Annotated in this window: 13 protein-coding genes; 12 read left to right on the top strand and 1 reads right to left on the bottom strand. The window is 69.5% G+C overall.

From position 1 onward, the window contains the following. The first annotated feature begins 38 nt into the window (after positions 1-38). The 7 genes from Q0632_RS10345 to cobT are packed head-to-tail and all read left to right on the top strand — an operon-like array spanning position 39 to position 6,757. Positions 39-998, top strand: a complete 960-nt coding sequence (locus tag Q0632_RS10345) for an iron ABC transporter permease (protein ID WP_298928907.1) — start codon at positions 39-41, stop codon at positions 996-998. After that, positions 995-1,762 carry an ABC transporter ATP-binding protein gene (locus Q0632_RS10340; protein WP_298928502.1) on the top strand — a complete coding sequence of 256 codons (768 nt, stop codon included), beginning with the start codon at positions 995-997 and terminating at the stop codon, positions 1,760-1,762. The genes Q0632_RS10345 and Q0632_RS10340 overlap by 4 nt, the downstream gene beginning before the upstream one ends. Before the next feature lie 19 nt (positions 1,763-1,781). After that, positions 1,782-2,351 carry a cob(I)yrinic acid a,c-diamide adenosyltransferase gene (cobO, locus tag Q0632_RS10335; RefSeq protein ID WP_298928499.1) on the top strand — a complete coding sequence of 190 codons (570 nt, stop codon included), beginning with the start codon at positions 1,782-1,784 and terminating at the stop codon, positions 2,349-2,351. Beyond that, positions 2,352-3,314 carry an adenosylcobinamide-phosphate synthase CbiB gene (cbiB, locus tag Q0632_RS10330; RefSeq protein ID WP_298928496.1) on the top strand — a complete coding sequence of 321 codons (963 nt, stop codon included), beginning with the start codon at positions 2,352-2,354 and terminating at the stop codon, positions 3,312-3,314. After that, positions 3,311-4,258: an aminotransferase class I/II-fold pyridoxal phosphate-dependent enzyme gene (locus Q0632_RS10325; RefSeq protein WP_298928493.1), complete on the top strand. Its 948-nt coding sequence runs from the start codon at positions 3,311-3,313 to the stop codon at positions 4,256-4,258. The genes cbiB and Q0632_RS10325 overlap by 4 nt, the downstream gene beginning before the upstream one ends. After that, complete coding sequence (locus Q0632_RS10320; protein WP_298928490.1) at positions 4,255-5,730, top strand: cobyric acid synthase; 1,476 nt, start codon at positions 4,255-4,257, stop codon at positions 5,728-5,730. The genes Q0632_RS10325 and Q0632_RS10320 overlap by 4 nt, the downstream gene beginning before the upstream one ends. Next, positions 5,717-6,757 (top strand): nicotinate-nucleotide--dimethylbenzimidazole phosphoribosyltransferase, encoded by a 1,041-nt coding sequence (gene cobT, locus Q0632_RS10315; protein ID WP_298928487.1) that lies wholly within the window; start codon positions 5,717-5,719, stop codon positions 6,755-6,757. The genes Q0632_RS10320 and cobT overlap by 14 nt, the downstream gene beginning before the upstream one ends. Positions 6,758-6,859: 102 nt before the next feature. Here cobT and Q0632_RS10310 read toward each other — a convergent pair whose 3' ends face one another. Then, positions 6,860-7,297, bottom strand: a complete 438-nt coding sequence (locus Q0632_RS10310) for a VOC family protein (RefSeq protein ID WP_298928484.1) — start codon at positions 7,295-7,297, stop codon at positions 6,860-6,862. A 218-nt stretch (positions 7,298-7,515) separates the two neighbouring features. Here Q0632_RS10310 and Q0632_RS10305 point away from each other — a divergent pair, with 218 nt between their 5' ends. The 5 genes from Q0632_RS10305 (at position 7,516) to Q0632_RS10285 (ending at position 12,591) form a co-directional block, all read left to right on the top strand. Beyond that, positions 7,516-7,899 (top strand): RidA family protein, encoded by a 384-nt coding sequence (locus Q0632_RS10305; RefSeq protein WP_298928481.1) that lies wholly within the window; start codon positions 7,516-7,518, stop codon positions 7,897-7,899. Between the two features lie 34 nt (positions 7,900-7,933). Beyond that, positions 7,934-8,365 carry a GNAT family N-acetyltransferase gene (locus Q0632_RS10300; RefSeq protein ID WP_298928478.1) on the top strand — a complete coding sequence of 144 codons (432 nt, stop codon included), beginning with the start codon at positions 7,934-7,936 and terminating at the stop codon, positions 8,363-8,365. A 217-nt stretch (positions 8,366-8,582) separates the two neighbouring features. After that, positions 8,583-9,020, top strand: a complete 438-nt coding sequence (locus Q0632_RS10295) for a universal stress protein (protein WP_298928475.1) — start codon at positions 8,583-8,585, stop codon at positions 9,018-9,020. 59 nt (positions 9,021-9,079) lie between these two features. Further along, entirely contained in the window at positions 9,080-10,732 is a 1,653-nt protein-coding gene (locus Q0632_RS10290; protein WP_298928472.1) for an alkaline phosphatase family protein, read from the top strand. A gap of 209 nt (positions 10,733-10,941) precedes the next feature. Next, positions 10,942-12,591 (top strand): efflux RND transporter periplasmic adaptor subunit, encoded by a 1,650-nt coding sequence (locus Q0632_RS10285; RefSeq protein ID WP_367181187.1) that lies wholly within the window; start codon positions 10,942-10,944, stop codon positions 12,589-12,591. Positions 12,592-12,593: the final 2 nt, after the last annotated feature.

Below are 12,593 nucleotides of genomic sequence, written 5' to 3'. Positions count from 1 at the left end.
CGCAGCGCCTGCCCTGGCTGCTGGGCCTGGCCCTGCTGATGACTGCCCTGTGCGTGCTGCTGGTGGGGGTGTGCGTGGGCAGCACGGGCTGGACCAGTGTGGCGCGTGCGTGGCGGGACCCCATCGCCTGGCAGATCATCTGGGACATCCGCCTGCCGCGCACCCTGGGCGCCTGGGTGGCCGGCGCGCTGCTGGGCCTGGCTGGCGCGGTGGCGCAGGGCTTGTTCCGCAACCCCCTGGCCGACCCCTATCTGCTGGGCAGCGCCTCGGGCGCGGCCCTGGGCGTGGCCCTGGCCCTGGCGCTGTTCGGCATCTCGCCCCTGGCCACCCAGTGGCTGGTGCGCCTGGGCCTGACCGGCGCCGCCTTTGCCGGCGCAGTGGCCGGCGTGCTGCTCACCCTGGCCCTGGCCAACGGCGTGCTGCACACGCTGCGCCTGCTGCTGGCCGGTGTCATCGTCGGCGTGGTGCTGGGCGCGACGCGCGACCTGGTGACCCTGGCCGTGCCCGACGTGCTGCAGGCCATGCAGGCCTTCATGCTGGGCAGCACCGGCTTTGTCGGCTGGAGCGCCTGCGCGGTGATGGCCGCGGCGCTGGCGCCCATGCTGGCCCTGGCCTGGGCCCTGGGCCGGGGGCTGGACGGCCTGGCGCTGGGCGAGGCCACGGCCGCCAGCCTGGGCCTGCCGCTGGGCGCGCTGCGCGCGGCCCTGGTGGGCGTGCTGGCCCTGGCCACCGGCGCGGCCGTGGCCCAGACCGGCCTGATTGCCTTCGTTGGCCTGGCGGCGCCTCACCTGGTGCGCTCGATCGCGCCGACCACGCACGGCCGCCTGGTCGTGCTCAGCGCCCTGATGGGCGGCCTGCTGCTGATGGCCGCCGACGTGCTGGCCCGCTGGGTGATCGCGCCGCAGGAACTGCCGGTGGGCGTGCTCACCGCGGTGTTGGGTGGTACTTATCTCCTGTGGCTGATGCACAGGCGCAAGGGCAGGGGGGGCGGGCTGTGATCGCCGCCTTGCAAGGGCGCGGCCTGCGCGCCGCCCTGGGCGCCGACCACACGCCCGTGCTGCACGGCATCGACCTGGCGCTGGCTGCCGGCCGCTGGACCAGCATTGTCGGCCCCAATGGCGCGGGCAAGTCCACCTTGTTGCGGGTGCTGGCCGGCCTGCTGCCGCACCAGGGCGAGGTCTTCCTGCACGGCCGGCCGCTGGGCACCATGGCGGCGCGTGAGCGGGCCAGGCAACTGAGCTGGCTGGGCCAGAACGAATCGGCTGCCGACGACCTGACGGTCTACGACGTCGCCATGCTGGGCCGCCTGCCGCACCAGCCCTGGCTGGCCCCGCCCAGCCCAGCCGACCGCATTGCGGTGGAGCAGGCACTGCGCAGCACCCAGGCCTGGGACTGGCGCGAGCGCCTGTTGGGCCAGCTGTCCGGTGGCGAGCGCCAGCGTGTGCTGCTGGCGCGGGCGCTGGCGGTGCAGGCCGACGTGCTGCTGATGGACGAGCCCCTGGCCAACCTGGACCCGCCGCACCAGGCCGACTGGCTGGCCCTGGTGCGCGCCCTGGTCGAGCGCGGCCAGACCGTGGTCAGCGTGCTGCACGAGATCTCCATGGCCTTGCACGCCGACGAGGTGGTGGTGCTGTGCGGCGGCCGTGTGCTGCACCAGGGCGCCAGCGGCGATGCCGCCACCCACCGCGCGCTGGAGACCGTGTTCGACCAGCGCATCGCGGTGCGCGAACTCGATGGCCAGTGGCTGGCCTTACCCAAATAATTGGAATCTGACCCCGAATATGAAAATCGAAACACCGCCCTCGGCCAAGCCCTATGAAAAGCCCGAGGGCGAGCGCCGCGGCCTGGTCATCGTCAACACCGGCGATGGCAAGGGCAAGAGCACGGCAGCCTTCGGCCTGGCGCTGCGGGCGCATGGCCGCGGCAAGGCGGTGAAGATTTACCAGTTCATGAAGGTGCCGACAGCGCGCTTTGGCGAGCACCGCATGTTCGAGCAGATCGGCATTCCCATCGAAGGCCTGGGCGACGGCTTCAGCTGGAAAAGCCAGGACCTGGAGAACTCGGCCCAGCTGGCGCGCGACGGCTGGCAGAAGGCCAAGGCCGCCATCCTGTCGGGCGAGTACTTCCTGGTGGTGCTGGACGAGCTGACCTATCCTCTGATCTATGGCTGGATGCCGCTCGATGACGTCTTGCAGACGCTGCGCGACCGGCCACGGGACGTGCACGTGGTCATCACCGGCCGCCGCTGCCCACCCGAGATCATCGAACTGGCCGACACGGTGACCGAGATGAGCAAGATCAAGCACGCATTCAACGCCGGTGTTCCCGCCCAGCGCGGCATCGAAGACTAGATGAGCGAACTCTCCCCCTGGACCCTGCTGATCGCGCTGCTGTTCGCGTTCTGCCTGGACCGCTGGTTCGGCGAGCCCGCGCCGCGCTGGCACCCCGTGGTCTGGATGGGCAAGTACCTGGGCTGGATCGGCGCTCGCATCGCGCCACGCGAGATGGCGGCGGGGCGCGACTGGCGCGCCTTCAGTGCCGGCGCCCTGGCCTGGTACGGCGGCGCGGCCCTGGTGGTGCTGGCCGCGCTGCTGCTGCAGTCGGCCCTGAGCGGCCTGGACGAGGCCGTGGCCGGCCTGCTGCTGGGCGCGCTGCTCAAGCCCATGCTGGCCTGGCGCATGCTGCGCGGTGAGGTGGTGGCCGTGGAGGAAGCACTGGCCGAATCCCTGGACGCCGGCCGGCGCCGCCTGGGCTGGCTGGTCAGCCGCGAGGTGATGCAGCTCGACGAAGGCCAGGTGCGCGAGAGTGCGATCGAGTCGCTGGCCGAGAACTTCAACGACTCGGTGGTGGCGCCGGTGTTCTGGTTCGTGCTCGCCGGCCTGCCGGGCGCGGCCCTGTACCGCTTCGCCAACACCGCCGATGCGATGTGGGGCTACCGCGGCATGCGCGCCGGCCTGTGCTGGGAGTGGGCGGGCAAGTGGGCGGCCCGCGCCGACGATGTGCTGTCCTGGTTGCCGGCGCGGCTGGCGGCCCTGTTGCTGGCCGCCGGCGCCCGCGGCCTGCCCTGGCGCCGCCTGCGCAGCGAGGCGCGCAAGACCGCCTCGCCCAACAGCGGCTGGCCGATGGCGGCGATGGCCCTGGCCCTGGGCGTGCGGCTGCGCAAGAGCGGCGTCTACGCGCTCAACCCCGATGGTGCGGCCCCCACGCCGGCGCACACGAGGCGCGCCATCGTCCTGGCCGTGCTGGCCCTCGCCTGGCTGCTTGTGCTGGCCTGCGCGATGCTGTTCGTGCTGGCGCAGGAGCAACTCTGGTGAGCGCCGCGCAGCGCCTGCATGGTGGAGCGGACGCGCTGGGCGTGCCCCTGCATGACTTTTCCACCAACGCCCATGCCTGCGGGCCTTGTCCCCAGGCATGGGCAGCGGTGCGGGGCGCCGACGCCACGCGCTACCCCGATCCGGCGTATGCGGCACTGCGCGAAGCATTGGCCGGCCTGCATGGCGTGGCGGCGTCGCGCATCGTGCCGGCCGCCAGCGCCAGCGAATTGATCTTCCGCCTGACGGCCTGGGTGGCCTCGCGCGGTGGCCGCTGCGTGGCGCTGCCGGCCCATGGCTACGGCGACTACGCCGCCGCAGCCCAGGCCTGGGGCATGGAGAGCGTGGATGCCGCGCACAGCGATCTGGCCTGGGCCTGCAATCCCTCGAGCCCGCTGGGCGCCAGCCATCCTCTGATCGAAGGCCCTGGCGTCATGGCGCTGGACCGCGCCTACGAACCCTTGCGCCTGGACGGCACACCGCCGGTGGCAGCGTTGCTGGCGCGTATGTGGCAGCTCTGGACACCGAACAAGGCCCTGGGCCTGACCGGTGTGCGCGGCGCCTATGCCATCGCGCCGGCCGATGCCGACACCGGGCCTGTGCAAGCGCTGGCGCCTTCCTGGCCGCTGGGCGCCCATGCCGTGGCCATGCTGCTGGCCTGGTGCACGCAGGCGGCGCAGCACTGGCTGCAGGAGAGCCTTGCGACGCTGCGTGGCTGGAAGACCAGGCAAATTGCCGTTTGTCAGGAACTGGGCTGGGAGTGCCTGCCGAGCGACGCGAATTTTTTCGTGGCCAAGGTCGGTCATGCCGAGCCCGGGATGGCGGAAATTCTGCGCACGCGCGGCATCAAGTTGCGCGACTGCGCTTCTTTCGGCCTGCCAGGCCATGTGCGCCTGGGCGTGCTGGCACCGGCCTCACAAGACGCTTTGCGGGAGGCATTGCAATGACGGCCAAGTGCGTGATGGTGCTGGGCACGACCAGCGGCGCCGGCAAGAGCTGGCTGGTGACGGCGCTGTGCCGCTGGTATGCCCGCCAGGGCCTGAAGGTCGCGCCCTTCAAGGCGCAGAACATGAGCAACAACGCGCGGGTCGTGCCTGGGGGAGGGGCCCTGGGCATCGCTGGACCGGGTGGCGAGATCGGCGCGGCCCAGTACTTCCAGGCCCTGGCGGCACGCGCCGAGCCCGAGGTGCGCATGAACCCGCTGCTGCTCAAGCCCGAGCACGACACCCACAGCCAGGTCGTGCTGCTGGGCCAGGTCGACGAGGCCTTGTCGCGCATGCCATGGCGCGGCCGCAGCGCCAGCGTCTGGCCGGTGGTGGCCAAGGCCCTGGACGAACTGCGCGCGGAGAACGATGTGGTGGTGATCGAAGGCGCGGGCTCGCCGGCCGAGATCAACTTGACCGAGAGCGACATCGTCAACATGCGCGTCGCCCGCCACGCCGATGCCGCCTGCCTGCTGGTGACCGACATCGACAGAGGCGGCGCCTTCGCCCACCTGTACGGCACCTGGGCCCTGCTGGAGGAGGTCGACCGCAAGCTGATCCGCGGCTATGTGCTCAACAAGTTCCGCGGCGATGCATCCCTGCTGGCGCCGGCGCCGCAGATGCTGCAGGAGCGCACCGCCATCCCTACGGTGGCGACCCTGCCCATGTGGTGGCAGCACGGCTTGCCGGAAGAAGACGGCGTCTTCGACGAGCGCACGTTGGCCACCGGTGTGGTCAAGACCACCATCGCCGTCGTCGCCTATCCGCGCATCAGCAACCTGGACGAGTTCCAGCCGCTGAAGAACGTGCCCGGTGTGCGCCTGCTGTGGGCCCGCAGCCCGGCCGACGTCGCCGGCGCCGACTGGGTCATCCTGCCCGGCTCCAAGCACACCAGTGGCGACCTGGCCTGGCTGCGCGCCCAGGGCCTGGACCGCGCCATCGCCCAACACGCAGGGCAGGGCAGGGCGGTGCTGGGCGTGTGCGGCGGCCTGCAGATGCTGGGCGAGGCCTTGATCGACCCGCACGGGATTGACGGCAACGGCCCTGGCCTGGGCCTGCTGCCCCTGGTGACGCTGTTCGAGCAGGACAAGACGGTGCAGCGCACGCAGGCGGGCTTCGGCCAGTTGCATGGCACCTGGGCGGCGCTGTCGGGCCTGCAGGTGGGCGGCTACGAAATCCACCACGGCCGCACCACGCAGCACGCCGGGATGTCGCCGGGCCGCGAGGTGATGGCGGACGGCCTGGGCTGGCAGAACCAGGCCGGCAACGTGCTGGGCGTCTACCTGCACGGCCTGTTCGAAGACCCCGGCGTGCTGCACGCCCTGTTCGGCGCCGCCGCACCCACGCTGGACAGCGTCTTCGACGGCCTGGCCGATTTCATTGACAAGAACTTCGAGCCCGGCGTCCTCGCCGGCCTGCTCCATGCCCATCCCTGACCTCCATGACCCCGCGCTGGTGCAGCGCCTGCAAGCCAAGCTCGATGGCAAAACCAAACCCCTTGGCGCGCTGGGCCGCATCGAGGCCCTGGCCCTGCAGATTGGCCTGATCCTGGGCACGGAGAGCCCGCAACTGCTGCAGCCGCAGCTGGTGGTCTTTGCCGGCGACCACGGCCTGGCGGCGCGTGGCGTCTCGGCCTATCCCAGCGACGTCACCTGGCAGATGGTGGGCAACTTCCTGGCCGGCGGCGCCGCCGTCAGCGTTTTGGCCCGCCAGCACGGCCTGGCGCTGACGGTGGTGGACTGCGGCGTGCGGCATGCCTTCGCGCCCAGCCCAGGCCTGATCGTGCGCAAGATCGCGCCCGGCACGCAGGACGCTTCGGCCGGCCCGGCGATGAGCGCGGCGCAATGCGAACAGGCGATCGCCAATGGCAAAGAGCTGGTGCAAGGCCTGCCGGGCAACGCACTGCTGCTGGGCGAGATGGGCATAGGCAACACCTCGTCGGCCTCATTGCTGCTGGCGCGATTGACCGGCGCCGGCCTGGTGGACTGCGTGGGCTCGGGCACGGGCCTGGACGAAGCCGGCATGGCGCGCAAGCGCGCCATCCTGCAAGAGGTGCTGCAACTGCATGCGGATGCGAAAGAACCGTTGCAGGCGCTGGCGGCCTTTGGCGGCTTCGAGATCGCCACCATGGTGGGCGCGGTGCTGGAGGCGGCGCAACAGCGCCGCGTCATCCTGGTCGACGGCTTCATCGCCAGCGCCGCGGTGCTGGTGGCCTGCAAGCTGGAGCCGCATGTGGTGCAACGCTGCGTCTTCTCGCACCGCTCGGGCGAGTGCGGCCACGGCCTGCTGCTGCGCCACCTGGGCCCCGACAGCAACACCCCGGCCAGAGCCTTGCTGGACCTGGGCCTGCGCCTGGGCGAAGGCTCAGGCGCCGCTCTCGCCTGGCCGCTGTTGGTCTCGGCCTGCGCCGTGTTGCGCGAGATGGCGAGCTTTGGTGAGGCTGGGGTGTCGACGAAAAGCTGAAGCGTTTGTCATTGCGGGCCTGACCTGCAATCCATGGCGCCGCGCCAACCCTCCGTTGCAAGGAAAATTGGCCTCTAGCGCCCGGGGAATGGGCGCTGCCTGCTATGGATTCAGAAGCACTCCCGGCCAGCTTCGGTTCTGGGCATTGGGCTGGATCAGGTCCCAGGCGTTGCCGCTGACGTCCTTGAAGACGGCCACCGTGCCATGGGGCTGCTCTTGCGGCTCGCGCAGGAAGCTGACGCCCTGCGCCGTGTAGCGCTCGTAGTCGCGCCAGAGATCATCGGTGTAGAGGAAGAGGAAGACGCGACCTGCCGCTTGCCTGCCGACAGCGGCCAGCTGCTCCAGTCCGGCCGCCCGTGCCAGCAACAGACAGGCGCCCGTGCCGCCTGGCGGTTGGACCACGACCCAGCGCTTGCCTTGTTCCGGCACCGGCGTGTCTTCGACCAGCAGGAAGCCCAGCTTGCCGACAAAGAAGGCCAGTGCCTCGTCGTAGTCGCGCACGACAAGACAGACGAGGCCGAGAGATTGTTGTACAGCCATCGGCCCATTCTCGCTGGTCGCGCTCGAACCCCCTCGCTCGCCCCCTGCTTCGCTAGACTGCGGGTTCTCCGGTTGCAGTTATTCGTGGAGATAACCAACAACATGAAAAAGCACATTCCAGATCAAAGGCTTGCCGTGCGAGGTTTTCCAGGTTATCCCGCAACGACCAGCTTATCCCGCAGACTGCTGCGGCATAGATCAAGTTTGGTGTCACGCCCATGAACGAAGCCGAACGTGCCGCCGGGCTGCCGGCTACCGCCCAGTACCAGTATGCCGAGCGCGTCGGCAACCAGCTCTTTGTAGCTGGTCAGGTGCCCCATGACTCCCAAGGGCAGGTCGTAGGCTTGGATGACCCCCATGCTCAAGCTCTCCAGTGCTTGAGCAACCTGAAAGCAGTATTGGCGGTTCATGGTTTCTCAATCTCTGATGTCCGCCAACTTGTCGTCTACGTTGTCGGGGGGCAAGCCAATCTCTCAGCTGCATGGAAAACTGTCGCGGACTTTTTCGGTGGACAGGTACCTCCAGCTACTTTGTTGGGCGTCGCAGGCCTGGGCTATGCGGGGCAGTTGGTCGAAGTGCAGGCCACGGTGCTCAAGGCATAGAGGCTCAAACCTTAGGCTTCACAGGAGACAGCAAGTGGCGATCGAATGGAAATACGTCAGCGACGGAGTCGATTGGGAAGAACTGTCGGCTTTGTATCGCGCAGCTCCGCTGGGGGACAAAAATGCGGAGCATCTTCGGAAAGTCTTTTCTAACAGCATGTTCGTGTGCTTCGTGTACGAAGACACGAAGCTCGTTGCAGTGGGAAGGGCACTGGCTGATGGCTGCGACTGCTCGTATCTCTGCGATATTGCAGTCCTGCCAAGCTATCAAGGTACGGGGCTCGGCAAGCAAGTGGTGAGCCATCTTGTCGAGGCATCGCGAGGGCACAAGAAGATCATCCTGTATGCGGTTCCTGGAAAAGAGCCGTTCTATCGGAAGTTCGGTTTTCTTCGCATGAAGACTGCGATGGCCCTCTTTGAGAATCAGCAACAACAGCTGGAACGGGGCTACCTCAGTCAAGCCTGAGCCTTCCATCGCGCTGCGTGCGCCGGCAAGCCGGGTCACGCATGACAAAACGAGCGAATTCGGAAGCGCTGGATCCACGCCTGCGCGGGGATGACGGTCAGGGGTCAGGCCCGGGATGACACAAGAGGTCACGACCGGGGAGGGATGCCAGCCTTCCCCGCCGGGCCCGTTCTATGCTAGCTTTCGCATTAGTCCCACAACCACGTTGGAGAGCGCCATGTACAAGAAGATTCTGCTGGCCTATGACGGCAGCGATGCCGGCCAGAAAGCCTTGCTGGACTGCCAGGACCTGGCGCAATGGAGTCAGTCCGAGCTGTGCCTGGTGGCGGTCATGCCTTCGGCCATGAGCTTCGTCGGCCTGGAAGGCGGGGTCTACGACATCGAGCTGGAAGAGCGCGAGAAGAAGAAGTACGAGGCCGTGCTGCAGGATGGCCTGCGCCGGCTGGCCGAGGCGGGCTATGCGGCCAAGGGCGAGGTGGTGACCGGCGAGGCCATCGACGAGATCGCCAAGGCAGCCCGCAAGTGCAGCGCCGACCTGATCGTGGTCGGCCACAAGCACCTGGACAGCTGGGCCGCCCGCTGGTGGCGCGGTTCCATCTCGGGCGCTTTGATCGAGCACGCGCCCTGCAGCGTGTTGGTGGTCATCACGAGTTGAAAACACTTTCGGGGTCAGTCCCGATGCAGGCCGCGCGGCCTGCCATTAGGCTTGCGGCCATGCAAAGCAAACGCTTGGTCCTCCAACTCCTCCCCCTGGCCCTGGCCGGCGCCCTGCTCGGTGGCTGCGCCAGCTTGCAAGAGCCGGCCGTCAAGCCCAAGCTGCTGGTCTTCATGGTGGTCGATGGCCTGCCCATGCGCCAGGTCACGGGCTATCGCGACCAGCTCGCGCCCGACGGCCTGGCCCGTTTCCTGGACCGCGGCACCTGGTTTGCCGACGCCCACTATCCCTACGCCTTCACCGTCACCGCGGCCGGCCACGCCACCATGCTCACCGGCGCGCCGCCGGCCCGCTCGGGCATCATCGGCAACGACTGGCGCGACCGGGAGACCGGCGCCAACGTCTACAACACCGGCGACACCCGCTACAGCTACATCGGCAACAAGACCAATGCGCTGGACGGCACCAGCCCGGCCAATCTCAAGGCCGAAACGGTGGGCGACGTGTTGCGCCGCGCCACCCCGGTCTCCAAGGTCATCGCCATCTCGGGCAAGGACAGAGGCGCCATCCTGCCTGGCGGCCAGGCCGGCACGGCCTACATGTACATGGGCGGCACAGGCCAGTTCGCCTCCACCACCTACTACATGAAAGAGCACCCGGCCTGGGTCACTACTTTCAACGGCGCCAAGCCAGCCGACCGTTATTTCAAGACCGAGTGGAAGCCCTTGTTGCCCGACGCGGCCTATGCGCGCTCCATCCCCGACAGCCAGCCCTGGTTCGGCCCGCGCGGCGGCAAGCTGCCCATGCTGATGGGCGTGGCGGCCGACGAGGCGCCCGGCCCGGCCTACTACAGCGCCTTGCTGCGCAGCCCGTTCGCCGATGCCTTGGCCCTGGACTTCGCCCGTGCCGCCATCGCCGGCGAGCAACTGGGCAAGGACAGCACGCCCGACATCCTGAGCATCAGCCTGTCGGGCCACGACTACGTCAACCACGCCTACAGCGCCGAGTCGCGCCTGTCGCATGACCACCTGCTGCAGCTGGACCGGCTGTTCCAGGACTTCTTTCGCGACCTGGACGCCACGGTGGGCAAGGACAACTACGTCGCCGTGCTGACGGCCGACCACGGCTTCATGCCGGCGCCCGAGACCCGCCTGGCCAGGGGGCAGGAGGGCGGCCGCATCTCGTCCAGCCAGTTCCTGGGCCGCATCAACGCGCAGCTGGAGCAGCGCTTCAAGCTGGCCAAGCTGGGCGCCTTCTTCTCGGCCTCGGCCCTGGTGCTGGACCGCAAGCTGCTGGCCGAGAACAAGCTGGACCTGGATGTGGTGGCGGAAGCGGCGCGCGAAGCCATCGCCGCCGACCCGAACATCGCCGCCGCCTACACCCGCAAGGAACTGCTCTCGGGCAGCCGGGCCGGCGCGCCCTTCTTCGACCAGATCCGCCTGTCCTGGAACAAGGATGTCTCGGGCGACGTGCAGTACGTGCCCAAGCCGGGCTGGATGTTCGCCTCCAGCACCTCCATCGCCACCCACGGCTCGCCGCACCCTTACGACACCAACGTGCCCATCCTGCTGTACGGCCCCCGATGGCTGCAGCCGGGGCGCGTGGACAGCCGGGTCGAGACGGTGCAGCTGGCGCCCACCCTGGCCCGCCTGCTGGGCGTGGCGGCGCCCTCGGCCAGCGACGGCAGGCTGCTGCCGGTGCGCGCACCCTGAGTTTGCGCGGGCGCTGCCTGCGGTTCACCGAACGGATACAAGGGCATGCCATCCTCCGGCTGTCCGGCCTGAGCCCGGCCGGCCGCAGGAATTGGCCTACATTCCCTGGCGTGGCCCGCCGATGGCCATGCGGCCCGCCTTGCAGCACGCTCAGCGGTTGCCGCGCGCGCGCCGGACGACTGAAGTAGAAACAGAACAAAGGACCCTGGATGGACCCCCGCAAGCCTGAGCCGCCCTTCGAAGCCGTCGATGGCCCGCCCGCACTGCCGGCGCGCAAGCGCATCAGCCGCCGCGCGTCCATCATCGGCAGCGTGGTTGCCCTGCTGGTGGTGGGCGGCGTGGGCTGGCTGGCCTGGAGCCTGACGCACCCGCAGGTACCGGCGGCAGGCGCGCCCGGTGCCGCGCGCCCGGGCGGTGGGGCCCCGGGCGTTCCCGGCAGCCGCGGTCCGGCCACCACGGTGGGTGTGGCAGTGGCCGAGCGCGCCGACATCCCGGTCAGCCTGGAGGCACTGGGCACGGTCGTGCCGCAGGCCACGGTGCGGGTGCGGCCCCAGGTGGGCGGCGTGCTGCAGCAGGTGCTGTTCAAGGAAGGCCAGTTGGTGCGCAAGGGCGAGCTGCTCGCCACCATCGACCCGCGCCAGTTCGAGATGACGCTGCAGCAGGCCATCGGCCAGCGCCAGCGCGACGAGGCCCAGCTGGAGGCGGCCAAGGTGACGCTGGAGCGTTACCGCACCCTGCTGCAGCAGGACTCGATTGCCCGCCAGGAGGTCGACACCCAGAGCGCCCTGGTCAAGCAACTGGAGGCGGCGGTGGTGATCACCAAGGCCAACGAGGGCACGGCCCGCCTGAACCTGGGCTACACCCGCATCGTCTCGCCCATTGCCGGCCGGGTCGGCCTGCGCACGGTGGACGTGGGCAATGTGGTGGGCACGGGCGACGCCAACGGCGTGGCCCTGGTGACCCAGATGGCGCCCATCGACGTGGAGTTCGCCGTGCCGCAGGACCAGGCGCCAGCGCTGCAGCGCAATGCCGCCGCCTTCATGGAGGCCAAGGCGCTGGACCGCACCCGCTCGACCGAGCTCGACACCGGCGTCTTTGCCTCGCTGGACAACCAGGTCGACGTCCAGACCGGCACGGTGCGCGCCAAGGCCCGCTTCAACAACACGCGCGGCCAGCTGTTTCCCAGCCAGTTCGTCAACATCCGCCTGCAGCTGCGCACCATCACCGGCGCGGTGGTGGTGCCGGTGTCGGCGCTGCGCACCGGCGGCAACGGCGACTACGTTTTCATCCTCAGGGAAGACCGCACGGTGACCATGCGGCCCGTCACGCGCGGTCAGGCGACGGTGGACAAGGTGCAGATCGCCAGCGGCCTGGCCGTGGGCGAGCGCGTCATCACCGAAGGCGCCGACCGCCTGCGCGAAGGCTCGCGCGTGGCGCTGCCAGGCGACGCGCCCGGCGCCGGCATGCGCAGGCGGCTGGGCGCCTCTGCGCCGCAAGGCGGGGCCTCTGCCGCCGCTGCGCCAGCCGGCACCGAGGCCGCCGCGCCGGCCCAGCCGCGCCAGCGCGCCACCGGTGGCGAGAGCACGGCGCCCGCTGCACCGGCGACACCCGCCGCAGCCGCACCCGCCGCTGCCCGGCCCGCCGCGCCTGCGGCTGCTGCGCCGGTCGCCGCCGGCGACAGCAAGGGCCCCAGCGCCGAGCGGCGCGCCCGCATGCTGGACTCGGCCAAGGACAACCCCGAGCAGCTGGAGCGGCTCAAGAAGTTCCTGGAGGCGCTGGACCGCGGCGACCCGGCCGCCATGGAGCGCTGGGCCCAGATGCAGCAGCGCCGGCGCGAAGGCGGCGGTCCGCCGCAGTAAAG

This window comes from uncultured Ramlibacter sp. (assembly GCF_936925435.1).
Taxonomy (GTDB): domain Bacteria; phylum Pseudomonadota; class Gammaproteobacteria; order Burkholderiales; family Burkholderiaceae_C; genus Ramlibacter.
The sequence above is the reverse complement of the archived record's forward strand: the minus strand, read 5'-3'. Positions and strand labels throughout refer to the sequence as shown.

Bases quoted from the DNA above. Each gene is read 5' to 3' on its own strand.
- cobO (WP_298928499.1), top strand. From the start codon at position 1,782: ATGAAAATCGAAACACCGCCCTCGGCCAAGCCCTATGAAAAGCCCGAG.
- cbiB (WP_298928496.1), top strand. From the start codon at position 2,352: ATGAGCGAACTCTCCCCCTGGACCCTGCTGATCGCGCTGCTGTTCGCG.
- Q0632_RS10320 (WP_298928490.1), top strand. From the start codon at position 4,255: ATGACGGCCAAGTGCGTGATGGTGCTGGGCACGACCAGCGGCGCCGGC.
- cobT (WP_298928487.1), top strand. From the start codon at position 5,717: ATGCCCATCCCTGACCTCCATGACCCCGCGCTGGTGCAGCGCCTGCAA.
- Q0632_RS10345 (WP_298928907.1), top strand. From the start codon at position 39: ATGACTGCCCTGTGCGTGCTGCTGGTGGGGGTGTGCGTGGGCAGCACG.
- Q0632_RS10295 (WP_298928475.1), top strand. From the start codon at position 8,583: ATGTACAAGAAGATTCTGCTGGCCTATGACGGCAGCGATGCCGGCCAG.
- Q0632_RS10310 (WP_298928484.1), bottom strand. From the start codon at position 7,297: ATGGCTGTACAACAATCTCTCGGCCTCGTCTGTCTTGTCGTGCGCGAC.
- Q0632_RS10305 (WP_298928481.1), top strand. From the start codon at position 7,516: ATGAACGAAGCCGAACGTGCCGCCGGGCTGCCGGCTACCGCCCAGTAC.
- Q0632_RS10285 (WP_367181187.1), top strand. From the start codon at position 10,942: ATGGACCCCCGCAAGCCTGAGCCGCCCTTCGAAGCCGTCGATGGCCCG.
- Q0632_RS10290 (WP_298928472.1), top strand. From the start codon at position 9,080: ATGCAAAGCAAACGCTTGGTCCTCCAACTCCTCCCCCTGGCCCTGGCC.